Consider the following 23,930-nt stretch of genomic DNA (forward strand, 5'->3'; position numbering starts at 1 on the left):
TCAAGGCATGCACCTGCCAGCCGTTACTGGCCCACGCGACAGGTACATCAGGCCATTACTCCCCCCTGCAATTGCAGATTGCGACAAGACCACCGTGTGCATGGTGTGCATGATTTGGTTTTTGTGGTGGCGCGTAAATCGAGCGCCGCCCGCGCGGCGCATCGCGAGCTGCGCTCGCTCCTACATTTGTTTCGGGCCAATTATTCCTGTGCCATTTGCGCGCGAACGCCTTTGGCGCACGGCGCGATATCGTGTCGTACACACAAGGCGGTCGCGCGCGCCTGTCACAGGCGTGACTGGCCCGAAACAAATGTAGGAGCGAGCGCAGCTCGCGATGCGCCGCGCGGGCGGCGCTCGATCTCCCAGGCGACGAAACAACTCAAGGCATGCACCTGCCAGCCGTTACTGGCCCACGCGACAGGTACATCAGGCCATTACTCCCCCCTGCAATTGCAGATTGCGACAAGACCACCGTGTGCATGGTGTGCATGATTTGGTTTTTGTGGCGGCGCTCGATCTCCCAGGCACCCCAGATCTTCAGACATGCCCACCGCCCCCTGAACTGAACCGTTTTTTGTGACAGGTATCCCGCCCGAAAAAAACTGCCCAAGCGCGTCACCACGCAGAAAAATACTGCAAACCACTTGGCACAAGGCCTACAGCGAATACCCACCATTCACTCACAAAGTACACACAACTTATCCACAGGCGCTCGCCTTGCAAAGCCCCCAATACCGCATTATCTTGTATCCCGATCGCAGCGAACCACTAGATATAGGGGTTCGTGCAAAATCACACACAAAAGTCAACCCGCAAGATCAAGCGATTTTCCGGGTGGAACTTCAGGTGATTTCAGCAGCCAAACCGCTCCTGCGGAGGCGACCGAGGCAAGCCCTTTCAGGGCGTTGTTCGGGCATGGGTGTTGCAGGCCAAGCCTGGCACCCATCAGCAACAGTTTTTGGGCTCGGCCCAGAACCTTTGACTTCGGCCAGGGAGCGGCAAGCCATTGCCCCTTATTCCTGAGTCTGTCCCGAAGTCGGTACGCCCGCGCGGGCGGATGCGCATGCATTGCGCATCCCCGCGAGGTTATCGAGCAAGTGGACGGAACGGTGGGCGCCCATAAGGCGCCTGAACAATATAGAAACTGTGGAGACACCCACCCATGCAAACCGACACAACTCGCGAGAACCCGCAGGCCCAGGTGCCGCAGGCCGCCGATTCCAACCAGGATCTGGCTGCCACCGCCCCCGGCCAACTGCGCGTGATCAAGCGTAACGGCACTGTCGTCCCTTACACCGACGACAAGATCACCGTTGCCATCACCAAGGCGTTCCTCGCAGTTGAAGGCGGCACCGCCGCCGCTTCGTCGCGCATCCACGACACCGTCGCGCGCCTGACCGAGCAGGTTACCGCCACGTTCAAGCGTCGCATGCCATCGGGTGGCACCATCCACATCGAAGAAATCCAGGACCAGGTCGAACTGGCCCTGATGCGTGCCGGCGAGCAGAAAGTTGCCCGTGACTACGTGATCTACCGCGACCAGCGTGCCAAGGAACGCGCCACCCGCGCCAACACCGACGCCGTGGTCGAGCCGCACCCGAGCATCCGCATCACCTTGGCCGACGGCAGCCTGGCGCCGCTCGACATGGCCCGCCTGAACACCATCATCAGCGAAGCCTGCGAAGGCCTGGCCGAAGTCGATGGCGACCTGATCCAGCGCGAAACCCTGAAAAACCTGTACGACGGCGTTGCCATCAAGGACGTCAACACCGCCCTGGTGATGACCGCCCGTACGCTGGTAGAGCGCGAGCCGAACTACTCGTTCGTTACCGCCCGCCTGCTCATGGACACCCTGCGCGCCGAAGGCCTGGGCTTCCTGAACGTCGCCGACAGCGCCACCCACCACGAGATGGCCGACCTGTACGCCAAGGCCCTGCCGGCCTACGTCGCCAAAGGTATCGAGTTCGAGCTGCTGAACCCTGCCCTGGCCGACTTCGACCTGGAAAAACTGGGCAAGGCAATCAACCACGAGCGTGACCAGCAGTTCACCTACCTGGGCCTGCAAACCCTGTACGACCGCTACTTCATCCACAAGGATGGCGTGCGCTTCGAACTGCCGCAGGTGTTCTTCATGCGTGTGGCCATGGGCCTGGCGCTGGAAGAGAAGGACAAGGAAGCCCGTGCGATCGAGTTCTACAACCTGCTGTCGTCGTTCGACTACATGGCCTCGACCCCGACCCTGTTCAACGCCGGTACCCTGCGCCCGCAGCTGTCCAGCTGCTACCTGACCACCGTGCCAGACGACCTGTCGGGCATCTACCACGCGATCCACGACAACGCCATGCTGTCGAAATTCGCTGGCGGCCTGGGCAACGACTGGACCCCGGTCCGTGCACTGGGCTCGTACATCAAGGGCACCAACGGTAAATCCCAGGGCGTCGTCCCGTTCCTGAAAGTGGTCAACGACACCGCCGTTGCCGTGAACCAGGGTGGCAAGCGCAAAGGCGCTGTATGTGCTTACCTGGAAACCTGGCACCTGGACATCGAGGAATTCATCGAGCTGCGCAAGAACACCGGTGATGACCGCCGTCGTACCCACGACATGAACACCGCCAACTGGATCCCTGACCTGTTCATGAAGCGTGTCTTCGATGACGGCAAGTGGACCCTGTTCTCGCCTTCGGAAGTGCCAGACCTGCACGACCTGACCGGCAAGGCCTTCGAAGAGCGCTACGAGTACTACGAAGCCCTGACCGAGTACAACAAGATCAAGGTGTTCAAGACCATCCAGGCCAAAGACCTGTGGCGCAAGATGCTGTCGATGCTGTTCGAGACCGGCCACCCATGGCTGACCTTCAAGGACCCGTGCAACCTGCGTTCGCCGCAGCAGCACGTGGGCGTGGTCCACAGCTCGAACCTGTGCACCGAGATCACCCTGAACACCAACAAGGACGAGATCGCGGTCTGCAACCTGGGCTCGATCAACCTGCCGAACCACATCGTCGACGGCAAGCTGGACACTGCCAAGCTGCAGCGTACCGTGAACACCGCCGTGCGCATGCTCGACAACGTGATCGACATCAACTACTACTCGGTGCCGCAAGCGCGTAACTCGAACTTCAAGCACCGCCCGGTCGGCCTGGGCATCATGGGCTTCCAGGACGCGCTGTACCTGCAGCACATTCCTTACGGTTCCGATGCAGCCGTCGAGTTCGCCGACAAGTCGATGGAAGCGGTCAGCTACTTCGCCATCCAGGCCTCGTGCGACCTGGCCGACGAACGTGGTGCCTACGAGACCTTCCAGGGCTCGCTGTGGTCCAAGGGCATCCTGCCGCTGGACTCGCAACAGATCCTGATCGAAGCCCGTGGCCAGAAGTACATCGACGTCGACCTGAACGAGACCCTGGACTGGGCGCCAGTGCGTGCCCGCGTGCAAAAAGGTATTCGTAACTCGAACATCATGGCCATTGCGCCAACCGCGACCATCGCCAACATCACTGGCGTATCGCAGTCGATCGAGCCGACCTACCAGAACCTGTACGTGAAATCGAACCTGTCGGGCGAGTTCACCGTGATCAACCCCTACCTGGTTCGCGACCTGAAGGCGCGCGGCCTGTGGGACTCGGTCATGATCAACGACCTGAAGTACTACGACGGTTCGGTGCAGCAGATCGAGCGTATCCCGCAAGAGCTGAAAGACCTGTACGCCACTGCGTTCGAAGTCGAGACCAAGTGGATCGTCGATGCTGCCTCGCGTCGCCAGAAGTGGATCGACCAGGCGCAGTCGCTGAACCTGTACATTGCCGGCGCCTCGGGCAAGAAGCTGGACGTGACCTACCGCATGGCCTGGTACCGTGGCCTGAAAACCACCTACTACCTCCGTGCCCTGGCCGCGACCAGCACCGAGAAGTCGACCATCAACACCGGCAAGCTCAACGCCGTTTCCAGCGGTGGCGACAGCGCCCCGGTCCAGGCAGCCGGCCCAGCGCCAGTGCCGAAAGCCTGCGCGATCGACGAGCCAGACTGCGAAGCCTGCCAGTAAGGCCTGAATGCCGTGCGGGGTACCTACGGGTGCCCCGCGCGGCATTTTTGTATCCGCGCCCCGGAGAAACCTTGCCCTTTGCCCAGCGCTCGCGCGGCTCGGTAAAAGAACAGGACCTCTCAAAACAGGATGTAAGCCCATGGCGCGGAAAAAACTGGCATCTCGCAAGATTGGTCGCAATGCTGAAACCGGCCGTTTCACCTCGGTGGAACAGGCACGCAAGCACCCCAAGACACACATTGTCGAAACGCTGCACATGCACCGTAGCTAATGTGAGCTGGCCTCATCGCCTGCCAGCCCGGGATGGGGCCGATTCGGCTAGCACACCCCCTCAACAAAACACCATATGATGTGCCTAAAAATTTAAACTGGCACAACATATAGGTTGACGCTACACTCTCCCCCCGTAGAAGAAGCCACCTGTTTCGTGAACGGACGCACGCCAAACCGGTCGAAAAAGTTACCCTCGCCGGCAACACACGCGCCCCGATCGAAGGTGAATTCCGGTATACTTTGCGCCCTCTGAAAAGAGCACCTATTCAATTGTCCTGGCCCCTCCCAGAGGCCTGGCCAGGTACAAGCCAGAACACATTCAGATGTAAACGAGAGTCAGCCTCTCGAGCTGTCCATTCGCCGTTACGGCCTTGCGTCAGGCATCACATTCTTAAAATCCAACCGGTTGCCCCAGGGCGACCCTCAAGCAGGAGCCAAACCATGCTGAGCTGGGACGAATTCGACAAAGAAGACGGCGAAGTAGCCGCCAAAGGCAACACCCCTGCGCAGGCCGCTGCCGCCGCCACCCTCGACAAGCTCGACAGCGCCGGTGGTGCCGCCGCCCTGGAGGCCCGTGCGGCCACCGCTTCTGACTCCGATGCCGTCAAACGTGCCAAGGCTGCCCTCGACGCCCTCGACGTTGCCGAAGGCCTGGCCGAGCTGGAAGGCTCCTCGGCCCGCGTTGCAGTCGATGAAAAGCGCATGATCAACTGCCGCGCCGACCTCAACCAGCTGGTACCGTTCAAGTACGACTGGGCCTGGCAGAAGTACCTGGACGGCTGCGCCAACCACTGGATGCCGCAAGAGGTCAACATGACCGCCGACATCGCCCTGTGGAAGAGCCAAGACGGCCTGACCGAAGACGAGCGCCGCATCGTCATGCGCAACCTCGGTTTCTTCTCCACTGCCGACTCGCTGGTTGCCAACAACCTGGCCCTGGCCGTGTACCGCCTGATCACCAACCCGGAGTGCCGCCAGTACATCCTGCGCCAGGCCTTCGAAGAAGCGATCCACACCCACGCCTACCAGTACTGCATCGAGTCGCTGGGCATGGATGAAGGCGAGATCTTCAACATGTACCACGAGATCCCGTCGGTCGCTAAAAAAGCCGCCTGGGGCCTGAAGTACACCCGCGCCATCTCCGACCCGGAATTCAACACCGGCACCGTCGAAACCGACAAAGAGCTGCTGCGCAACCTGATCGCCTACTACTGCGTTCTGGAAGGCATCTTCTTCTACTGCGGCTTCACCCAGATCCTGTCCATGGGCCGCCGCAACAAGATGACTGGCGTTGCCGAGCAGTTCCAGTACATCCTGCGTGACGAGTCGATGCACCTGAACTTCGGTATCGACGTGATCAACCAGATCAAGATCGAAAACCCGCACCTGTGGGATGCGGCGATGAAGGAAGAAGCGACCCAGATGATCCTGCAAGGGACCCAGCTGGAGATCGAATACGCCCGTGACACCATGCCACGCGGCGTACTGGGGATGAACGCAGCGATGATGGAGGACTACCTCAAGTTCATCGCCAACCGTCGTCTGACCCAGATTGGCTTGAAAGAAGAATATCCAGGGACTACCAACCCGTTCCCTTGGATGAGCGAGATCATGGACTTGAAGAAAGAGAAAAACTTCTTTGAGACGCGTGTGATCGAGTATCAGACTGGTGGGGCGTTGAGCTGGGACTGATCGTCCGGGCTGAGCATCGAGAAGGCTGCCGATTGGCAGCCTTTTTATTGGCATTTCCGAAAACTCGAAAAACACCAGAGCTCGGGGGCCGCTTTGCGGCCCTTTTTGGGCAAGCTCTGCTGCTTTTGTAGGATTTTGATTCAACACTGCCCGCAAAAACCACACTCGCGGCCTTCTGGTTATCTGCCAGGGCTATTACACTGATTAGCAATCAATCTACGCGTGTGATCGAATCAGGAAAAGCTATGGCAATCTTGCGCGAAAACCAGCTTAGCGACGAGGTTATCGAGAATCTGGAGAACCAGATCCCTGAGATGGCTGCAGCTGCTACACGCCTTGCATATTTCCGGGCTGTTGCAGCGGGGCATACGGTTGTCACCGTCGATAACAACCACATCATCGCAACCCACGCTGATGGCCATGTTGAAGTGCTTGCAGAAACCAAACCGAGCCTGAAGGTGAAGACCGGACAGCGCTTCACCGTGCGCAAGCTCAGTGGGCGCGCCTAAGCTTCGCGTTTTTGCCGGCCCTAATGGGTCTGGCAAAAGCACCATCAAGGACCAGATTCCAGCTCGGCTGGTCAACCTTTACGTCAATGCTGATGAACTTGAAAAGTCTGCCAAAACGACAGGGTTCATCGACCTGAGTGATTATGGCCTTGAGCTCACCGAGCAGGCATTACGGACGTATCTCACCCAGCATCCATTGATCATAAGGGCAGGCCTGCAGGAGAGCGCAGGCCGGCTAACACTCGTAGGCCAAAAAATCGAATTCCGAGGCGTGGATGTAAATTCCTACCACGCTGCAGTCATTGCAGACCTCATCCGCCATCAATTGCTCGAACGCAGAATCAGCTTCACGTTCGAGACAGTGATGTCCTCTTCGGAGAAGGTTCGATTTATGGAAACGGCTCAGCAGATGGGCTACCGGACTTACCTGTATTTCGTAGCCGAGGCTATAGGTCATCCAGCTGTACCCTCACGCGCTGCGGAGAAGCAAGCCGCTCTTGTACAGTGGCAATGAGGTCTTCATCTTCCTCGGTCATCAGGACCGGCCGGAAGGGTAGCTTGCCCCGCTCAGCTACATATTGCAGGGCCTGGCGCATGAGTTCGGAGGGGGTAACACCGAGGCGATCGAGCTCTTTGTAAGCGCGGGCTTTGAGATCGTCGTCGACGCGGATATTGATAGATGCCATGACATAGCCCTCATGTAAAGACGCTTGTCATTACAATGCCCTGATCTTGGCTATTCTGCAATGGCAGTTTGTCTGTCGGAAGTGAGCACAGCGCCATTCCCTTCAAATGAAGAGGCCCCCTGCCGACAGGAGGGCGATCAGCCGTTGACAGCCCTCCTCCCCCTTGCTAATAATCGCCCATAGTTGTACGACAACACATAACAAAAACAACAATCAGTGGACGAACTCATGTCGACATCCATCCCGCTACACCTACGTTTGTTGCACACCCCTCCTTCCCCGGCCAGCTCGCGTATACCTGCCAATACGTAGCGCCCGGTTACCGCGTATTCACCCCTGGCCCTGACCGGCCCGTTATCTACCCGCCCCTGCCGCAGGCCGCTTGCGCGTGCCCGGTAGACGGGCTGCCACACCCTTAGGGAGCACAACAATAATGAAAATCTGCCACACCCTGCCCTTCGCCCTGCTTGGCGCCGGGGTCATCGCCGGCCTGCCGGGCACCAGCCTGGCTGCGGGATTTGTCGAGGACAGCAAGGCCACGCTCGGGCTGCGCAACTTCTACATCAACCGCAACTTCACCAACCCCAGCAACCCACAGAGCAAGGCGGAGGAGTGGACGCAAAGCTTCATTCTCGATGCCCGCTCGGGGTTCACTGAAGGGCCAATCGGCTTTGGCGTGGATGTGCTGGGGCTGTGGTCGGTCAAGCTCGACGGGGGTGGCGGTACCTATGGCACGGCGTTGCTGCCACGCCATGACGATGGCAAGCCTGCTGACGATTACGGGCGCCTGGCGGTGGCAGGCAAGGCTCGCATCTCCAAGACCGAGCTGAAAATCGGTGAGTGGATGCCAGTGCTGCCGATTCTTCGCTCGGACGACGGTCGCTCGTTGCCGCAGACGTTCCGTGGCGGCCAGGTCACGTCCAACGAGATTGCCGGCCTGACCTTGTACGGTGGGCAGTTCCGCGGCAACAGCCCGCGCAACGACGCCAGCATGGAAGACATGAGCTACGGCGGCGGGGTATCGGACCGCTTCAACTTCGTCGGCGGCGAGTACAAGTTCAACAAGGACCGCACCCTGGTCGGGCTGTGGAACGCGGTGCTCAAGGACGTGTATCAGCAGCAGTACCTGCAACTGAGCCACAGCCAGCCGGTGGGAGACTGGACACTGGGCGCCAACCTGGGCTACTTCCATGGCGATGACGACGGCTCCAGGCGCGCTGGTGAACTGGATAACAAGACCTACTCGGGGATGTTCTCGGCCAAGTACGGTGGCAGCACCTTCTGGGTCGGGCTGCAGAAGGTCGATGGCGATACCTGGATGCGGGTCAACGGCACCAGCGGCGGGACCCTGGCCAACGACAGCTACAACTCCAGCTTCGACAACGCCAACGAACGTTCGTGGCAGGTGCGTCATGACTTCAACTTCGTCACCGTCGGGGTGCCAGGGCTGACCTTGATGAACCGCTACATCAGCGGGCACGATGTGCACAGTGGCGTGGTGACCGATGGCAAGGAGTGGGTGCGTGAGACGGAGCTTGCGTACGTGATCCAGAGCGGGGCGTTCAAGGATTTGAGTGTTAAATGGCGTAATTCGTCGATTCGCCGGGATTACAGCAATAACGAGTTCGATGAGAACCGGTTGATCTTCAACTATCCATTGTCGTTGCTGTAATCAAGGCCTGCGGTGCTTGGCACGGGCTTCGCCCGGGTTCGCGGGTAACCCCGCTCCTAAGGTGGGCGTGCGGCAACGCTATCCCTGGAGGGGTTACCTGCGTAAAGGCCGGCAAAAGCCGCCCAAGCCTCATTGACAACACACAGAACCACCGCCAATAATTACCGAAGTCATACGACAACCTACAACAATTAATAACAAGAGCCGGCCATGACCACTACCCCCCTCAATCGCCTGCTGCTCACTGGAGCCGCAGGCGGCCTGGGCAAGGTCCTTCGCGAACGCCTGAAAGGCTACGCCGAGGTCCTGCGCCTTTCCGACATCAGCCCCATGGCGCCTGCTGCTGGCACGCATGAGGAAGTCATCACCTGCGACCTGGCCGACAAGGCAGCGGTGCATGCCCTGGTCGAAGGCGTGGACGCCATCATCCACTTCGGCGGCGTTTCCACCGAGCACTCTTTCGAAGACATCCTCGGCCCCAACATTTGCGGCGTGTTTCACATCTACGAGGCGGCGCGCAAGCATGGGGTGAAGCGCATCATCTTCGCCAGTTCCAACCACACCATCGGCTTCTACCGCCAGGACGAGCGCATCGACGCGCATTCCCCGCGCCGCCCCGACAGCTACTACGGGCTGTCCAAGTGCTACGGCGAAGATGTCGCCAGCTTCTACTTCGACCGCTACGGCATCGAAACCGTCAGCATCCGCATCGGCTCGTCGTTCCCGCAGCCACAGAACCCACGCATGCTCTGCACCTGGCTGAGCTATGACGACCTGGTGCAGCTGATCGAACGTGGGTTATCGACGCCTGACGTTGGCCATACCATCGTCTACGGTGCCTCCGACAACCGCACCGTGTGGTGGGACAACCGCCATGCCGCGCATTTGGGCTATGTGCCCAAGGACAGCTCGGAAGCCTTCCGCGCAGCCGTGGAAGCCCAACCGGCGCCAGCTGCCGACGACCCGAGCATGGTCTATCAAGGCGGCGCCTTCGCCGTGGCCGGCCCGTTCAACTGACCCCGCACGCCAGGAGGCACGGCCATGAACTGTGAACTGATCGTCGACGCCCGCAACGGCACCGGCGAAAGCCCCGTGTGGCACCCCGGCGAACAGGCCCTGTACTGGGTCGACATTCCCGCCCGCCAGTTGCACCGCTGGCAGGCCGCCGATGGCGCGCACCAAGTATGGCAAGGCGACGAGATGCTCGCCTGCATTGCCCTTAGCGGCCAAGGCTGGGTGGCAGGCATGGAAAGCGGCATCTACCAGATCCAGGCCAACGCCGATGGCCGCCTGGATAGCCGCCTGCTTGCCAGCGTGCAGCATGCCCAGGGCGGGATGCGCTTCAACGATGGCCGCTGCGATCGCCAGGGCCGTTTCTGGGCCGGCACGATGCTGCTGGACATGCAGCAAGGCGCCCATGTGGGTGCGCTGTACCGGCATGACGGCGAAGGCCACCTGCACCTGCAGCAGGACGGCATGATCGTGCCCAATGGCCTGGCGTTCAGCCCCGACGGCAAACGCATGTACCTGTCCGACTCGCACCCCAACGTGCAGAAGGTGTGGGCCTTCGACTACGACACCGACAGCGGTACGCCGCACAACAAACGGCTGTTCGTCGACATGCGCGGCTACCCAGGGCGCCCCGACGGCGCCGCGATCGACCAGGATGGCTGCTACTGGATCTGCGGCAACGACGCCGGGCAAGTTCACCGCTTCACCCCTGACGGGCGCCTCGACCGCTCGCTCAGCGTGCCGGTGAAAAAGCCGGCCATGTGCGCCTTTGGTGGCGCCAACCTCGACACCCTGTACGTCACCTCGATCCGCCCCGCGGGCATCGACCTCGGCGACCAGCCACTGGCTGGCGGGGTATTTGCCCTCAACCCTGGCACCAAGGGCCTGGAGGAACCTGCCTACCGGGGCTGAGCCCCACTGCCACACCCACACTTGCACGCCCGAAACCGGATAATAAAAACCACGGAGTTTCATCATGACGTTCAAACGCAAGCTGCTTCTTGCCGTACTCCCGTTCGCCTTCAGCGTGGCCATGCCCGCCTCGGCGCTGGACATCAAGTTCGCCGAAATCCACCCGGCCGGCTACCCGACCGTGGTCGCCGAGCAGAACATGGGTAAAAAGCTGGAACAGGCCAGCAATGGCGACATCACCTTCAAGATGTTCGCCGGCGGCGTGCTGGGATCGGAAAAGGAAGTGATCGAACAGGCTCAGATCGGCGCCGTGCAGATGACCCGCGTCAGCCTGGGGATCGTCGGCCCGGTAGTGCCGGATGTGAACGTGTTCAACATGCCGTTCGTGTTCCGCGACCATGATCACATGCGCAAGATCATCGATGGCGAGATCGGCCAGGAGATCCTCGACAAGATCACCAACTCCGACTTCAACCTGGTGGCCTTGGCCTGGATGGACGGCGGCTCGCGCAGCATCTACACCAAAAAGCCGGTGCGCAGCCTGGAAGACCTCAAAGGCATGAAGATTCGCGTACAGGGCAACCCGCTGTTCATCGACATGATGAACGCCATGGGCGGCAACGGTATCGCCATGGACACCGGGGAAATCTTCAGTGCCCTGCAAACCGGGGTGATCGATGGCGCCGAGAACAACCCGCCGACCTTGCTTGAGCACAACCATTTCCAGAGCGCCAAATACTACACCCTGACCGGCCACCTGATCCTGCCGGAGCCGGTGGTGATGTCCAAGACCACCTGGAACAAGCTCACTCCCGAGCAGCAGGTGCTGGTGAAAAAGGTCGCGCGCGAAGCACAGATGGAAGAGCGTGCGCTGTGGGACGCCAAGTCTGCCGCCAGCGAAGAGAAGCTCAAGGCCGCCGGTGTCGAGTTCATCACCGTCGACAAGAAGCCGTTCTATGACGCCACCGCCTCGGTACGCGAGAAGTACGGCGCGCAGTACGCCGACCTGATGAAGCGTATCGACGCCGTCCAGTAATACCAGCCCCTTCCAAGACGACCTCGGCAGTGTGGCCGCCGCCGCCCTGCCGCTTTGGTGATGCCTATGAAATCGCTTTTCCTGAGCGTGAACGACACGCTGTACCGCAGTTGTATCTGGATCGCGGGCCTGTCGATCCTGGCCATGACGCTGATCATCCCGTGGGGCATCTTCGCCCGCTACGTGCTGGGCACCGGCTCCAGCTGGCCAGAGCCAGTCTCGATCCTGCTGATGGTGGTATTCACCTTCGTTGGTGCCGCCGCCAGCTATCGCGCCGGGGCGCATATGGCGGTGGGGATGATTACCGACCGTTTGCCGCCGCTGCAGCGCCAGCTGGTCGCCCTGCTGGTACAACTGCTGATGATCGTGGTGTGCGTGTTCATGACCTATTACGGCACCCGGCTGTGCATCACCACCTGGAACCAGTCGCTGGCCTCGCTGCCCGGTGTGCGGGTCGGCATGACTTACGCGCCGATCCCGGTCGGCGGCGTGCTGACGCTGGTGTTCGTGCTGGAAAAACTCCTGCTGGGCGATCAGAGCAACCGCAAGGTCGTGCGCTTTGATCTGGTCGAAGAAAACGAAGGAGCTGCGTAAATGGAAGCGTTCATTCTGTTGGGCAGTTTCATCGTGCTGATTCTGATCGGCATGCCGGTGGCCTACGCCCTGGGCCTGTCGGCACTGATCGGCGCCTGGTGGATCGACATCCCGCTGCAGGCGATGATGATCCAGGTGGCCAGTGGGGTTAACAAGTTCTCGCTGCTGGCCATTCCATTCTTCGTGCTGGCCGGCGCGATCATGGCCGAAGGCGGCATGTCGCGGCGGCTGGTGGCCTTTGCCGGGGTGCTGGTGGGCTTCGTGCGTGGCGGGCTGTCGCTGGTCAACATCATGGCCTCGACCTTTTTTGGCGCGATTTCCGGCTCGTCGGTAGCCGATACCGCCTCGGTGGGCTCGGTGCTGATCCCAGAGATGGAACGCAAGGGTTACCCGCGCGAGTTCTCCACCGCCGTAACCGTCAGCGGTTCGGTGCAGGCGCTGTTGACCCCGCCTAGCCACAACTCGGTGCTGTACTCGCTGGCGGCGGGCGGCACGGTGTCGATCGCCTCGCTGTTCATGGCGGGGGTGATGCCCGGCCTGCTGCTGAGCGCGGTGATGATGGGCCTGTGCCTGTTGTTCGCCAAGAAGCGCAACTACCCCAAGGGCGAAGTGATCCCGCTGCGCCAGGCGCTGAAGATTGCCGGTGAGGCGCTGTGGGGCCTGATGGCCATGGTGATCATCCTCGGCGGTATCCTGTCGGGGGTGTTCACCGCGACCGAGTCGGCAGCGGTGGCGGTCGTGTGGTCGTTCTTCGTGACCATGTTCATCTACCGCGACTACAAGTGGCGCGACCTGCCCAAGCTGATGCACCGCACCGTACGGACCATCTCCATCGTGATGATCCTGATCGGCTTTGCCGCCAGCTTCGGCTACGTAATGACGCTGATGCAGATCCCGTCGAAGATCACCACGGCGTTCCTGACCCTGTCGGACAACCGTTACGTGATCCTGATGTGCATCAACTTCATGCTGTTGCTGCTGGGCACGGTGATGGACATGGCGCCGCTGATCCTGATTCTTACCCCGATCCTGCTGCCGGTGATTACCGGTATCGGCGTGGACCCGGTGCACTTTGGCATGATCATGCTGGTAAACCTGGGGATCGGCCTGATAACGCCACCGGTGGGCGCGGTGCTGTTCGTGGGCTCGGCCATTGGCAAGGTGAGCATCGAGTCGACGGTGAAGGCGCTGCTGCCGTTTTACCTGGCGCTGTTCCTGGTGCTGATGGCAGTGACTTACATTCCAGCGATCTCGCTGTGGCTGCCTAGCGTGGTGCTGTAATTATGACCGGGGGCCGCTTGGCGGCCCCTGGGCTCTTGCAAATGGATCCTGCACATGGCTGTCCCCTCCTCTGCCTTACCCCTGTTCCCACGCAAGCTGGCCATCGCCCTGCTGGCCCTGCTGGCCTGTTCGTTCGCCGGCAACCATGTCGCTGCGCGTATTGCCTTCGATGACGGCACCGGCGTGTTGCTGGCCATTCTCTGTCGCTCGGGCATCACCTTCGTGGTACTGGCCGGGCTGCTGCTGTGGCAGCGCCAGGCCCTGGCCCTGCCCTCTGGTGCGCGCCGCTGGCAGCTGCTGCTCGGCTTGCTGATTGCCACCCAGAGCCTCTGCCTGTACTCGGCGGTAGCACGTATTCCGGTGGCTCTCGCGCTGCTGGTGGGCAACACCTTCCCGATGCTGTTGGCACTGCTCACCTGGGCGCTGGGCGGTGCACGCCCCACAGGCCGCACCGTGCTGTTCATGGGCCTGATCCTCTGCGGCCTGGTGTTGGCGCTGGATGTACCGGCACACCTGGCCGACAGCGGCGCGGCCAACCCGCACTGGGCGATGGGCGTCAGCCTGGCGTTCGGCGCTGCCTGTGCCTTTGCCTGCGCGTTGTGGATCACCGACCACAAACTGGCTGCCGTGCGCGGCCCGGTGCGTAGCCTGCTGACCCTGCTTATCGTGTTTTCCAGCATGCTGGTTGCAGGTGCAAGCGGGGTGATGCCATCCGGTTTGTCGCTGCCTGGCACCAGCAGTGGCTGGGCAGCCCTGGCCAGCCTGGTGGTGCTGTATGGCCTGGCGTTCACCTTGCTGTTTGTCTGCGTACCACGCCTGAACATGGCGCAGAACGCGCCGGTGATGAACGTCGAACCCATCGCCACCTTGCTGCTGGGCTGGGCTTTGCTCGATCAACAACTGGGCACCCTGCAATTACTCGGCGGCGCCGTGGTGGTGTGCGGCATCGTGCTGCTGACTTACCGGCGGGCCAGTTGATTGGCATTCTCGAAGGAGCAGCCTTGCATGACGATGACCGAACTGCACCTGCAGGACCGCCTGACCCGCCTGAGCCTGGCCCCGGAGCTGGGCGCCAGCTTGGTCAACTGGCAGGTAAAAGCCACAGGGCAGGCGCTGCTGCGCCATTCCGATGCGGACGCCTTGGCCAGCGGCACACCGCGGCGGCTGGCCTGCTACCCGCTGGCGCCTTGGTCCAATCGCATTGGCGAGGGTGGCTTTGCCCGGCCCGAGGGCTGGCAGGCACTGGCGCCCAATACCGGGCATGACCCTTACCCGATCCATGGCAGTGCCTGGCAGCAGGCCTGGCAGGTGGAGCATCACAGTGAACGGCGAGCACGGCTGGCGCTGGACAGTGCTATGCCGTTTGCGTACCGGGCCACGCTGGATGTGCACCTGCATGAGGGTTGCCTGAACCTGGACCTGCATGTGACGCATCTGGATGAGTCGGCCAACTGGTACGGGTTGGGGCTGCACCCTTACTTTCCGCGGTATCCCGATACCAGGCTGTATGCGGCAGCGCGCAAGGTGTGGCTGGCCGAAGAGGGGCGGTTGCCGTCGTACCAGGCCGAGGTGCCGGAGCAGTGGAGGTTTGAACCATTGGGCAGCCTGCCACAGACGGTGGTCGATCACGCTTTCAGTGACTGGCCGGGGGAGTGTGTGATCGACCAGCCGGGGGCGGGCTATCGATTGGCGTGCAGCGCCAGCGGGGCTGAGCACTTCTTGCTGTTCTGTCCGCAAGGCCAAGGTTTTTTCTGCTTTGAACCGGTTAGCCACCCCATCAATGCGCATCACTTGCCAGGGCGGCCGGGGCTCAGGATGTTGCAGCGGGGGGAAACGATGAGCCTGGGGTTCAAGATGCAGTATCGGGCTCTGTAACCGAGTTGCCTGTTACTGAGGCTGCTTGGCAGCCCTGAATGCTACCCCGGCGGCGCCGCTTTCATCGTACGGTCTCAGTCCAGCTGTTGGGCCCGAAGCGCCTGCGCCAACATGTCGATAAACGACCTGACTTTCGCCGAGCCGTACTTGCTTTCGCGGTGCAGCACATGAATCGGCCACGGGGCCTCCTCATACTCGGCCAGAATCACCTGCAACTGCCCGCTGGCCAGTTCATCTGCCACCTGGTACGACAGCAACCGCGCAATCCCCAGCCCGCCGCTGGCGGCAGCGATCGCCCCGTCATTGCTGGTGACCGTCAGCCGCGGCTTCATGCGCACCAGGGTTGGCTCGTCGGTCACCCCGAAGCGCCAGCCCGCGCGCGGCGACAGGTTGGTGGTGCCGATCACCGCATGCTCGGCCAGGTCCGACGGGTGCTTTGGCACGCCATGGCGCGCCAGGTACTCGGGCGCGGCACACAGCATGCGCCGCACCCTGCCCACCCGCAGCGCCTTCAGTCCGGAGTCGGGTAACGGGCCGATGCGCACGGCCACGTCCATACCCTCCTCGACCATGTTCACCACCCGGTCGAGGAAGTAGGCGGAAACATCAACTTCCGGATACTGCTGCAGATAACGGACGATGCACGGCATGACGAATTTCTTGCCGAACAGAATCGGCGCGGTGACCGCCAGCTCGCCCTTGGGGGTGGCATTGATGCCAGCGGCGGCTTCGTTGGCCTCGTGGATGCTGGCAAGGATGTGCCGAGTGTCCTCCAGGTAACGGCCCCCCGCCTCGGTCAGGCGCACGCTGCGCGTGGTGCGCAGCAGCAGCTTGACCCCGAGTTGATCCTCCAGGGCACTGACGGCGCGGGTGACGGCGGCCGGGGAGATATCCAGACGGCGGGCGGCGGCGGCGAAACTTTCCAGTTCGCCAACAGCGACGAACACCTTCATCAGGTGGATCTGGTCCATGTGGGCTCCTGGAGGCGCTGAGGTAGCGCGATTATCTTTGATCTCAGTGGATTATGTTACCTGTGCCGGCCTCATCGAGGGCACGCCAGCGCCCTCAGTAATGTGTATCAGTGTGGCAGCGGGCTTGCCCGCGAAGAGGCCGGCACAGGTAAATCAGGCATCCAGCACCAACGCCTGACCGCCCTCCTCCACCTTCGCCGGCACAGCGCAACAAATCAGCACTGATCCCGCCTCCGGTAGCTCGGCAGGCGGGTTGGGATAATGCACCTGGCCACTTACCAGCCGGGTCTTGCAAGTGCCACATGAGCCACCCCGGCAACTGAACTCCGGCGCCAGCCCTCGCGCCTCGGCCAGCTCCAGCAGCGTGCCTGCACCGGGGGTCCAACGCGCCTCCTTGGCCGAGGCCGCAAAATACACCGGTACGGGTTCATCGGCAGCAGGCGGCTGCTGCAATGCCGGCCGGTCTGGGTTGCTGTGCCGCCGCAGCGTCGAGGGGCCAAAAGCTTCGGCGTGAATCCGCGCGTCCGGCACGTTCAGACCGCGTAGCCCTTCATACATGTCCTGGGTGAAGCTGCCGGGCCCGCACAGGTAAAAATCGTAGTCGTCCAGCGCCAACGTTGCCTTGACCTGCTCGATACCCAAACGGCCGGCAAACTGGTAATCAGGACCGACCAGCGCATGCGCCTCTGGCTGGCTGAGGGCGCAATGCACGCGAAGCATGCCAGCGGCCCGTTGCTGCAATTCGGCCAGTTCCTGGCGGAACGGCAGGTCGGCAAGGCTACGTGCGCCATGGAACAGATGAATGCGCCGAGCCTGGCCAGTACTGACTTGCTCGCGCAGCATGGCCAGCAACGGCGTGATACCCACGCCCGCGCCGATCAGCACCAGCGGCCGCGCGCTTTGCTGGTCGAGCGTGAAACTGCCCATCGGTGGCCGCACGTTCAACACATCGCCGGCCCCGAGGCGCTCATGCAGAAAGCGCGACACCGGGCCCTGTGCCTTGACGCTTATGCGCAAGTAGCCATCGGCAGGTGCGCTGGACAGGCTGTAGGTGCGGATCAGTGCCGCCTCGCCATCGCGCTGCACTTGCACGGGGAGATGCTGCCCTGGGGCAAAGGCCACGCGGCTACCTGCCGGTGGTTCAAGGTAGAACGAGCGGATATCACGGCTTTCCTGCTCCACCCGCAGCACACGCCAGGCCTGCCATTGACGCTGATGCTGGCGCTGCTGCTGACGCTCCTCAGCCTCGGCCCAGGTACCGGTCATCAGGCTGGTCGGCGCATACTCCTTGAACGCCCAGCGCAGGGACACAGCAGCCGGGCGCCACACAACCTGTTCCACATCCAGCATCCATAACCGCTCGGCGCCCTCGAAGGCCGGGATGTCCGGGCTGTCGAGCAGCAGTTCGGTACGTCCGTTGACCTGCAGCACATTGCCGTTGTTGAAGTCGATGAAAAGCAAGCCTGCCTTTGGGTTTACCAGCAAATTGCCCAAGGTATTGAAATGCAGGTTGCCAGCATAGTCAGGGATGATCAGGCGATTGCCTTCAACCTTGACGAAACCCGGCCGGCCGCCGCGATGGGATACATCCACCGAGCGCTGGCCATTTTCGTGCTCGACATAGCTGGCGACGAAGAAGGTATCGGCCGCTTCGATCATGCCGATGGCCGGGGCATCGAGCGTTGCCGTATCGACGCGCCCTTGGGAGGGCTCATCCACGCGGCTGTATTCGCGCAACTGGATGTACTGCGGGCAGTTGCCGAACGACTGCTCCACGGTCACCCGCAGCTGGCCCTGTGCAGCTTGGTGAATCTGCCCGTTGATGCGGTTGCGCCGACGGGTATGCAACTCAATACCGAGCAGCCCGACCGCTTGCCCGGCTACCAAACCAGGGGTAGCGGGGTCATCAGCCGCGAGCGTGGTGTCGATCATCAGTTGCCGAGGGTCGGGCGAGCTGACGAACCCTTCAGGCCCTTCCAGCAGGGTCGCCCAGGACCGCCCTTGGGGATCCACGCTGGCAGCCACCATGAACGGCAACTGGTGGTAGAAAATGCGGTGCTGGTCGGGCATGTGGTCACGGATGACCTTCTGCCCGAACGCCTCCATGCGTTCTGCAACACCAACCTGCTCTTGCAGGGTTTTCTCGCCCGCATGCCAGGGCGAGGGGCGGTGGTCGGGAGACTTTTGCATGGCGGCGTTCCTCGCGATGGCGGGTAATCAGGCGCTGGTCTGCAGCCCGATCATGGTGCGTGGCATGGGCACGAAGCCAGGCAAAGCCTCGATGCGGGCCAGCCAGCTGCGCACGTTGGCATAAGGCTCCAGCGACACGTTGCCCTCTGGCGCGTGGGCGATGTACGAGTAGTTGGCGACATCCGCAATGGTAGGCGTGCTGCCCGACAGGAAGGGCGACTGGGCCAGTTCGGCGTCGATCACCTTGAGCAGGGTGTGGGCGCGGGCGATCACTTCGTCGGTATTGAACGACGCGCCGAACACCGTGACCAGGCGTGCAGCAGCAGGGCCAAAGGCCAACGGTCCGGCGGCGACCGACAGCCAGCGTTGCACGCGGGCAGCAGCAGCGGGCTCTTCGGGCAGCCAGGTGCCGTTGTCGTACTTTTTCGCCAGGTAGACGAGGATGGCATTGGAATCGGCGATTACCGTGCCGTTGTCATCGATGACCGGCACCTGGCCGAACGGGTTGAGGGCGAGAAACTCTGGCTGCTTGTGCGCGCCTTTGGCCAGGTCGACGAACACCAGCTCGGTGGGCAGGTTCAACAGCGATAGCATCAGCTCGATGCGGTGGGCGTGGCCGGACTTGGGGAAGTTGTAAAGCTTGATCGGGTTCGACATGGGCTTGGCTCCTGGTCAGCACCGGGTTGGGCTGATGGAGCACATGCTGCACTGATTCGGCTCACAGCAGAATCAGTGCGCTGGGGAAACCATAATTTCGCGGAGCGGAATAATCCCGAGGTAACTGGCCGCCCGTTACTGATCGGTTGTAGTGTTCACAGACCTCAACCAACTAGGCGGTGGAAGCGGTAAAGCTGGCGCGCAGCCTCGATCACCTGTGGCACATAGGCCTGAATATCCTCAACACTCAGCTGGTCCAACAGTTCGAAGTTATCCTCCAGCCCGTGCAGCGAGATGGCCTTGAGCAATTGGTCCTGCTCTGCTGGCAACGCGCCCCAGCCGGCGATCTGGGTCCCGCGCATGTAGCCAAAGCACCACTCTTCCATCACGATCACTGTGCCCTGATCGTCTTCGCTTTCCTCGAACAACGGCTCGAACTGGTCGACGTTGCCGCTCAGCTCTTCTGCTACCTGATTGGCGTAGCGCAGCATCAACGCCACGTAGGCTTCTTCATGTGCCGGCTTCTTGAACTTTGGCACCTTGCCACCGGCCACTGCGGGCAACCAGTGTTCAGGGGTGACGGTGGTCGGCGAGCTGGCCAGTGCAGTGAAAAAGCCGTTGAGCTCGGCCAGGTTCAGTACCGAGTAGTCATTGCCGTAGGTATTCAGCAGGTCCGCCAGGCGGTGGAGTTCTTTTTCGCTGAGTGGGGGAAGCATGAGGGTGGGTCCTGAAAGCAAAAGTGTGTGCACCCTAGCACAGTAGTGGCCGAAGGGCTGCCCGCGCCTCCAGCTACGCGGGCAGATCACTCAACGCGGCAACCAGCTGTGCAATTGGTGCTGCCTGCCAGCGCCGATCAACAGCCACAACAGTATGCGGCACTTGCGCGGGCACAGTTGCCCCGCCATGTGTACGCCCTTGCGCTGCAAGTCGATCTCGCCCCCCGCGAAACCGTAGGATGCCAAGGCGGTGGGACCGCTGCCGGTGCGGGTGGCGACGATCACTGGCAGGGTCGGTACGAGCGTGCCCAGCGCGTTGGCCCAGCTACTGGAGACATGCCCTGCACCAAAGCCGGCGATGACCAGCCCCTCGTAGCCCAGCGAGGCAACGGCCTGCAACAACGCGGTGTCAGCGCCAAGGCAGGCTTCCAGCAAGGCAACGCGGTGATCGGTACATTGCGGTAGCGGTAGCACTTCCCGGTGAGCTGGTGGATGGCGATACACCACAACGCCCTCCACCACGTCGCCGATCGGGCCACTTCCGGGTGACTTGAACGCGGTGAGGGCCAGGCTGGCCGTCTTGCGGACATTGGCTGCGCAGTGAACCTGGTCATTCATCACCACCAGCACGCCACGCCCACGACTGCCTTGAGCCAAGGCAACGTGTGCCGCCGCCAGCAGGTTCGCCGGGCCATCATTGCCCGGCTGGCTGGCCGCGCGCATGGCACCGGTCATTATCAACGGTGCCTCGGAAGACCAGAGCAGATCGAGAAAAAAAGCCGTTTCCTCAAGGCTGTCGGTACCCTGAGTCAATATGACCGCCTGCGCTCCGCACTCCACCGCGCGTTGCGCCCAGAGCAATACCTCGAGCAGTTCTGCAAACCCCATCGAAGCACTGGGCAACAGCCCAAGCGTGGCAGCTTCGATGTGAGCCATTTCGGACAATTGCGGCACCTTGGCCAGTTGTTCCTCACAGCCAAGCTTGGGCTTGACGCCTGACCCGCCATCACCCGCCTGCATGCTCACGGTTCCCCCCAGGCTGGCAATGGCCAGCCTGGGCAGGTTCGTTTGCGCTTTCATACATTACCTCCTGCAAGTACCCCCACCACTGGCACGATCGCCAACGTACTGATGGCCATGGACATCACATTGCCAATATAGCCGTGCATGTAGGCCGGCAAGCGCTGTGTGATGGCAACGGCCAACGGCGGGGCCAGCAAAGCACCCAGTACGGCACTGGCTACAATCACTTGCCAGCTGCCACCATGAGCAAGCACTGCGGCCGGAACGATCGAGACGATAGGAATGTACGTGGGGTACCACCCTCGTGCCTGCCACTGACGCCGCCAGAACACCACCCCGACCAAAGACGCCAGCGCCTGGCCGGTGATTATCGGTATCAGCAACAGAGAGCCATACGCCGGTGCAGCGGGTGCCAGTACGTAAGCCAGGCATGCGCCCAGTAATAGCCCGAGGCCGGCCCACTCATTGCCAAGGAATGGCGCCTCGCTGAAATCTGCCAGCACACGGCGCAAGGTCCAGATCACGCCGTAATCGGGCAGCCCTGCCACGGGCTCGGCAGCAACGGGCTTGTGGCTGGGCCTTACCCATGAAGGGAAGCGCTTGCACAACATGAACGCCACCAGGCTCGCCAACGCCATGCCACTGACATTACCGACCACCACCGGCAGTTGCAGCGGGTAGCACAGATAGTTGACCAGCAGCAGGCTTGCAGGGGTAACGAGCAGTGCGCCAAGAACCGCGCCTGTTATCGCTACCCGCCAGCCCGCCCCAAACAGCAGCACCGTCGCAGCCGGCAACGACACGAACGCAACAAACGTCGGTTGCCAGGTGCCGCTGGCCAGGGTCCAACCCCACAAAGCGTGGCTGAGCAGCAGGCCCAGCAGCGAGCTCGCGAACACCCAGGGCCACAAGCCGCTGCCATAGCAGATGGCGAAACCCTGCCATCGGTAGCCACGCATATGGGCCCAATGCCCCAGGCAAGCCCCAAGCAGCAACCCCAGGGCAGGGAGTTCATGCTTGTAGAACGCCACTTCGCTGATATCACCGACTATCCAGCGCAAGCGGCTGAGTGGCTGATCAAGCGTGGCAGCCAGTTGCGCGTAATCCGGCCAGTTGCCGTATATGACACTGGCAACCAGCAGTATCAGCAGGCAGGCAAAGATCAACAGCGGCGATTGCCGTCGGTTCGGCAAGGGTAATGTGCTCATTGGCAACTCCTCAGCGCGGCATCGGGGCATGCAGGCGATAGCCAAGGGTTGCGTCATAAAGGTCGGTACGCCGATCTCGCGGCAGATCGTTGAGGGCGTTCCAGATCGGGGCCGAACGTGCACTGCTGAGGTCTACATCGGCATACAGGATGCCCTCCTCCTCTGCGCTTGCCACCTCCCCAATTGGCCAGCCATTGGTGCCGGCAATCAGTGAGCAACCGAGGAAGCGCCCGCCCCGCTCCTCGCCGATACGGTTGGCGGCAGCGATATAGACGTTGTTGACATGCGCAGCCGTCATGGTCAGGTAGGTAGCCATGCAGCGCCCTGCTTCATCGAACAGCGGCGGCGGCGTCCACACCCAGTTGTTCAGGCTGCAGATGATGTCGGCGCCCTGTGCAGCCATCAATCGGGGCACTTCCGGGAACCAGATATCCCAGCAAATCAGCAGGCCGATACGGCCAATCGGCGTTTCAAACACCGGGAAGCCCAAGTTGCCCGGGGTGAACCAGAGCTTTTCCTCGTTCCACAAATGCGCCTTGCGGTAGTGCCCGAGCAAACCCTCAGGGCCGAACAATACAGCGCTGTCGTAAAGCTTCAACCCGTCACGTTCCGCGAAACCCGCAGCCAGGTAAACCTGATGCTCCCTGGCAAAGTCCGCCCAGGCTTGCAAGCTGTGCCCATCGTGCAGCGTTTCAGCATGGGCATAGGCTTCGGCCCGGGATTGAAAGGTGTAGCCAGTGTTGGCCAGCTCGGGCAACACGATGAGATTGGCGCCTTCATGCGCTGCACGTCTGGCCAATGCCAGACCTCTGCTCAGGTTTCCATCGCAATGTTCGAGCCCGACCTGCGGGTCGTACTGGATGACGGCGAGACGTACAGGGCTTACGGCAGAGCGGTGTTCACACATGGCGGCTTCCTTTTTATGGTTGTTTTGGAAGGGCGCCAGTAAACCGGGGTTGGGCGAAAGAGCGACAGTCGGGCAGTTCCTATGGCGTTGCAGGACTCAGGAATTGATGGAGTAGGAAACGCCCCACAAGAACGCCCGAGCGCTGCTATTTCCCAACTCGGTAATGTGGGTAGTGCGCCAGGCTGAAGCCACCATTGAATGACGCAGAGGTTTTGTCGCAGAGGTTGATGACCGCATCAAGCGCTGTTCGTAAACACGGTTCGGTCCAGCCGGCGTCAACAGAGAAGGACTCCCCAGCCAGATACAATCCCGAATGGGCACTCAGGTCGCGGTTATATTTCATCAGGCTTACGGCATCGTAGTAGGTGCCTGGGCGATACAGCTTCGCGCAACCGAGTGCGTTACGATCGGTCATCCAACGCTGTATGCGGATGTTTCGAGAATTGATGAACGGCGAGATGGGTGGAGGGTGTTAATTGTCACCAGCCGGCAGGCGCAGGAGATAAAGCCTGCGCCTGCCGGACCATGGGGCAATACTTTGCGATTGTTTACACCGCCAGCGCGCGCTCACGCAGCTCGCTGTTGAGGATGCGGTCGTTCTCGCTGTAATCGACCGGGCAGTCGATCACGTGCACGCCTGGGGTCTTGATGCAGTGCTCCAGCAGTGGCAGCAGG

22 protein-coding genes and 1 pseudogene are annotated in these 23,930 nt (G+C 61.6%); 13 read left to right on the forward strand and 10 right to left on the reverse strand.

Features of this window, described 5'->3' with window-relative positions:
* The first annotated feature begins 1,162 nt into the window (after positions 1–1,162).
* The 5 genes from DMX11_RS23505 to DMX11_RS23520 all read left to right on the forward strand — a co-directional run bounded on the left by DMX11_RS23505 (position 1,163) and on the right by DMX11_RS23520 (position 7,030).
* The gene (locus DMX11_RS23505) at positions 1,163–4,042 is read left to right on the forward strand and encodes a ribonucleoside-diphosphate reductase subunit alpha (protein WP_110747450.1); all 2,880 of its coding nucleotides are present in this window, start codon (positions 1,163–1,165) and stop codon (positions 4,040–4,042) included.
* A 139-nt stretch (positions 4,043–4,181) separates the two neighbouring features.
* Positions 4,182–4,313: a hypothetical protein gene (locus DMX11_RS26295; protein WP_256590658.1), complete on the forward strand. Its 132-nt coding sequence runs from the start codon at positions 4,182–4,184 to the stop codon at positions 4,311–4,313.
* 443 nt (positions 4,314–4,756) lie between these two features.
* Positions 4,757–6,007: a ribonucleotide-diphosphate reductase subunit beta gene (locus tag DMX11_RS23510; protein ID WP_016488688.1), complete on the forward strand. Its 1,251-nt coding sequence runs from the start codon at positions 4,757–4,759 to the stop codon at positions 6,005–6,007.
* Positions 6,008–6,252: 245 nt separating this feature from the next.
* A complete protein-coding gene (locus tag DMX11_RS23515) occupies positions 6,253–6,516 on the forward strand; it encodes a hypothetical protein (protein WP_110747453.1) in 264 nt (87 codons plus the stop codon).
* On the forward strand, positions 6,503–7,030 hold the full coding sequence (locus DMX11_RS23520; RefSeq protein ID WP_110747457.1) for a zeta toxin family protein: 528 nt from the start codon (positions 6,503–6,505) through the stop codon (positions 7,028–7,030). The genes DMX11_RS23515 and DMX11_RS23520 overlap by 14 nt, the downstream gene beginning before the upstream one ends.
* Here the strand turns inward: DMX11_RS23520 and DMX11_RS23525 are convergent.
* The gene (locus tag DMX11_RS23525; RefSeq protein WP_004577199.1) at positions 6,963–7,202 is read right to left on the reverse strand and encodes a type II toxin-antitoxin system RelB/DinJ family antitoxin; all 240 of its coding nucleotides are present in this window, start codon (positions 7,200–7,202) and stop codon (positions 6,963–6,965) included. The genes DMX11_RS23520 and DMX11_RS23525 overlap by 68 nt on opposite strands.
* 433 nt (positions 7,203–7,635) lie before the next feature.
* Between DMX11_RS23525 and DMX11_RS23530 the strand changes: the two genes are divergently transcribed.
* The 8 genes from DMX11_RS23530 (at position 7,636) to DMX11_RS23565 (ending at position 15,583) form a co-directional block, all read left to right on the forward strand.
* The gene (locus DMX11_RS23530) at positions 7,636–8,874 is read left to right on the forward strand and encodes an OprD family porin (RefSeq protein ID WP_110747460.1); all 1,239 of its coding nucleotides are present in this window, start codon (positions 7,636–7,638) and stop codon (positions 8,872–8,874) included.
* A gap of 210 nt (positions 8,875–9,084) precedes the next feature.
* On the forward strand, positions 9,085–9,891 hold the full coding sequence (locus DMX11_RS23535) for an NAD(P)-dependent oxidoreductase (protein ID WP_110747463.1): 807 nt from the start codon (positions 9,085–9,087) through the stop codon (positions 9,889–9,891).
* A gap of 24 nt (positions 9,892–9,915) precedes the next feature.
* Entirely contained in the window at positions 9,916–10,797 is an 882-nt protein-coding gene (locus DMX11_RS23540; RefSeq protein WP_110747465.1) for an SMP-30/gluconolactonase/LRE family protein, read from the forward strand.
* Positions 10,798–10,861: 64 nt separating this feature from the next.
* Entirely contained in the window at positions 10,862–11,833 is a 972-nt protein-coding gene (locus tag DMX11_RS23545; protein WP_012051448.1) for a TRAP transporter substrate-binding protein, read from the forward strand.
* Positions 11,834–11,899: 66 nt separating this feature from the next.
* Positions 11,900–12,427: a TRAP transporter small permease gene (locus DMX11_RS23550; RefSeq protein WP_003254832.1), complete on the forward strand. Its 528-nt coding sequence runs from the start codon at positions 11,900–11,902 to the stop codon at positions 12,425–12,427.
* Complete coding sequence (locus DMX11_RS23555; protein WP_014755560.1) at positions 12,428–13,708, forward strand: TRAP transporter large permease; 1,281 nt, start codon at positions 12,428–12,430, stop codon at positions 13,706–13,708. It abuts the gene before it with no gap.
* A gap of 54 nt (positions 13,709–13,762) precedes the next feature.
* A complete protein-coding gene (locus tag DMX11_RS23560; RefSeq protein ID WP_110747468.1) occupies positions 13,763–14,686 on the forward strand; it encodes an EamA family transporter in 924 nt (307 codons plus the stop codon).
* Between the two features lie 27 nt (positions 14,687–14,713).
* The gene (locus tag DMX11_RS23565) at positions 14,714–15,583 is read left to right on the forward strand and encodes an aldose 1-epimerase (RefSeq protein WP_110747471.1); all 870 of its coding nucleotides are present in this window, start codon (positions 14,714–14,716) and stop codon (positions 15,581–15,583) included.
* 74 nt (positions 15,584–15,657) lie between these two features.
* Here DMX11_RS23565 and DMX11_RS23570 read toward each other — a convergent pair whose 3' ends face one another.
* The 9 genes and pseudogenes from DMX11_RS23570 to DMX11_RS26305 all read right to left on the reverse strand — a co-directional run.
* The gene (locus DMX11_RS23570; RefSeq protein WP_110747474.1) at positions 15,658–16,554 is read right to left on the reverse strand and encodes a LysR family transcriptional regulator; all 897 of its coding nucleotides are present in this window, start codon (positions 16,552–16,554) and stop codon (positions 15,658–15,660) included.
* Between the two features lie 153 nt (positions 16,555–16,707).
* Positions 16,708–18,744 carry a pyridoxamine 5'-phosphate oxidase family protein gene (locus DMX11_RS23575; protein ID WP_110747477.1) on the reverse strand — a complete coding sequence of 679 codons (2,037 nt, stop codon included), beginning with the start codon at positions 18,742–18,744 and terminating at the stop codon, positions 16,708–16,710.
* A gap of 27 nt (positions 18,745–18,771) precedes the next feature.
* Complete coding sequence (locus DMX11_RS23580) at positions 18,772–19,401, reverse strand: glutathione S-transferase family protein (RefSeq protein WP_110747480.1); 630 nt, start codon at positions 19,399–19,401, stop codon at positions 18,772–18,774.
* Positions 19,402–19,565: 164 nt separating this feature from the next.
* Complete coding sequence (locus DMX11_RS23585; protein WP_110747483.1) at positions 19,566–20,117, reverse strand: UPF0149 family protein; 552 nt, start codon at positions 20,115–20,117, stop codon at positions 19,566–19,568.
* A gap of 90 nt (positions 20,118–20,207) precedes the next feature.
* Positions 20,208–21,197: an asparaginase gene (locus DMX11_RS23590; RefSeq protein WP_110747486.1), complete on the reverse strand. Its 990-nt coding sequence runs from the start codon at positions 21,195–21,197 to the stop codon at positions 20,208–20,210.
* Positions 21,194–22,348, reverse strand: a complete 1,155-nt coding sequence (locus DMX11_RS23595; protein ID WP_110747489.1) for a hypothetical protein — start codon at positions 22,346–22,348, stop codon at positions 21,194–21,196. The genes DMX11_RS23590 and DMX11_RS23595 overlap by 4 nt, the downstream gene beginning before the upstream one ends.
* 10 nt (positions 22,349–22,358) lie before the next feature.
* Positions 22,359–23,255, reverse strand: a complete 897-nt coding sequence (locus DMX11_RS23600; protein ID WP_110747492.1) for a nitrilase family protein — start codon at positions 23,253–23,255, stop codon at positions 22,359–22,361.
* Between the two features lie 145 nt (positions 23,256–23,400).
* Positions 23,401–23,715, reverse strand: a pseudogene (locus tag DMX11_RS26300) (FAD-dependent oxidoreductase); the annotation flags it as partial.
* A gap of 88 nt (positions 23,716–23,803) precedes the next feature.
* Positions 23,804–23,930: hypothetical protein (locus DMX11_RS26305; protein ID WP_232107144.1), on the reverse strand; the 127-nt coding region annotated here is incomplete at its 5' end.

The organism is Pseudomonas sp. LB-090624, assembly GCF_003205205.1.
Lineage (GTDB): Bacteria > Pseudomonadota > Gammaproteobacteria > Pseudomonadales > Pseudomonadaceae > Aquipseudomonas.

Bases quoted from the DNA above. Each gene is read 5' to 3' on its own strand.
- DMX11_RS23575 (WP_110747477.1), bottom strand. From the start codon at position 18,744: ATGCAAAAGTCTCCCGACCACCGCCCCTCGCCCTGGCATGCGGGCGAG.
- DMX11_RS23550 (WP_003254832.1), top strand. From the start codon at position 11,900: ATGAAATCGCTTTTCCTGAGCGTGAACGACACGCTGTACCGCAGTTGT.
- DMX11_RS23510 (WP_016488688.1), top strand. From the start codon at position 4,757: ATGCTGAGCTGGGACGAATTCGACAAAGAAGACGGCGAAGTAGCCGCC.
- DMX11_RS23530 (WP_110747460.1), top strand. From the start codon at position 7,636: ATGAAAATCTGCCACACCCTGCCCTTCGCCCTGCTTGGCGCCGGGGTC.
- DMX11_RS23565 (WP_110747471.1), top strand. From the start codon at position 14,714: ATGACGATGACCGAACTGCACCTGCAGGACCGCCTGACCCGCCTGAGC.
- DMX11_RS23525 (WP_004577199.1), bottom strand. From the start codon at position 7,202: ATGGCATCTATCAATATCCGCGTCGACGACGATCTCAAAGCCCGCGCT.
- DMX11_RS23595 (WP_110747489.1), bottom strand. From the start codon at position 22,348: ATGAGCACATTACCCTTGCCGAACCGACGGCAATCGCCGCTGTTGATC.
- DMX11_RS23515 (WP_110747453.1), top strand. From the start codon at position 6,253: ATGGCAATCTTGCGCGAAAACCAGCTTAGCGACGAGGTTATCGAGAAT.
- DMX11_RS23535 (WP_110747463.1), top strand. From the start codon at position 9,085: ATGACCACTACCCCCCTCAATCGCCTGCTGCTCACTGGAGCCGCAGGC.
- DMX11_RS23545 (WP_012051448.1), top strand. From the start codon at position 10,862: ATGACGTTCAAACGCAAGCTGCTTCTTGCCGTACTCCCGTTCGCCTTC.
- DMX11_RS23590 (WP_110747486.1), bottom strand. From the start codon at position 21,197: ATGAAAGCGCAAACGAACCTGCCCAGGCTGGCCATTGCCAGCCTGGGG.
- DMX11_RS23540 (WP_110747465.1), top strand. From the start codon at position 9,916: ATGAACTGTGAACTGATCGTCGACGCCCGCAACGGCACCGGCGAAAGC.
- DMX11_RS23585 (WP_110747483.1), bottom strand. From the start codon at position 20,117: ATGCTTCCCCCACTCAGCGAAAAAGAACTCCACCGCCTGGCGGACCTG.
- DMX11_RS26295 (WP_256590658.1), top strand. From the start codon at position 4,182: ATGGCGCGGAAAAAACTGGCATCTCGCAAGATTGGTCGCAATGCTGAA.
- DMX11_RS23555 (WP_014755560.1), top strand. From the start codon at position 12,428: ATGGAAGCGTTCATTCTGTTGGGCAGTTTCATCGTGCTGATTCTGATC.
- DMX11_RS23505 (WP_110747450.1), top strand. From the start codon at position 1,163: ATGCAAACCGACACAACTCGCGAGAACCCGCAGGCCCAGGTGCCGCAG.
- DMX11_RS23600 (WP_110747492.1), bottom strand. From the start codon at position 23,255: ATGTGTGAACACCGCTCTGCCGTAAGCCCTGTACGTCTCGCCGTCATC.
- DMX11_RS23570 (WP_110747474.1), bottom strand. From the start codon at position 16,554: ATGGACCAGATCCACCTGATGAAGGTGTTCGTCGCTGTTGGCGAACTG.
- DMX11_RS23580 (WP_110747480.1), bottom strand. From the start codon at position 19,401: ATGTCGAACCCGATCAAGCTTTACAACTTCCCCAAGTCCGGCCACGCC.
- DMX11_RS23560 (WP_110747468.1), top strand. From the start codon at position 13,763: ATGGCTGTCCCCTCCTCTGCCTTACCCCTGTTCCCACGCAAGCTGGCC.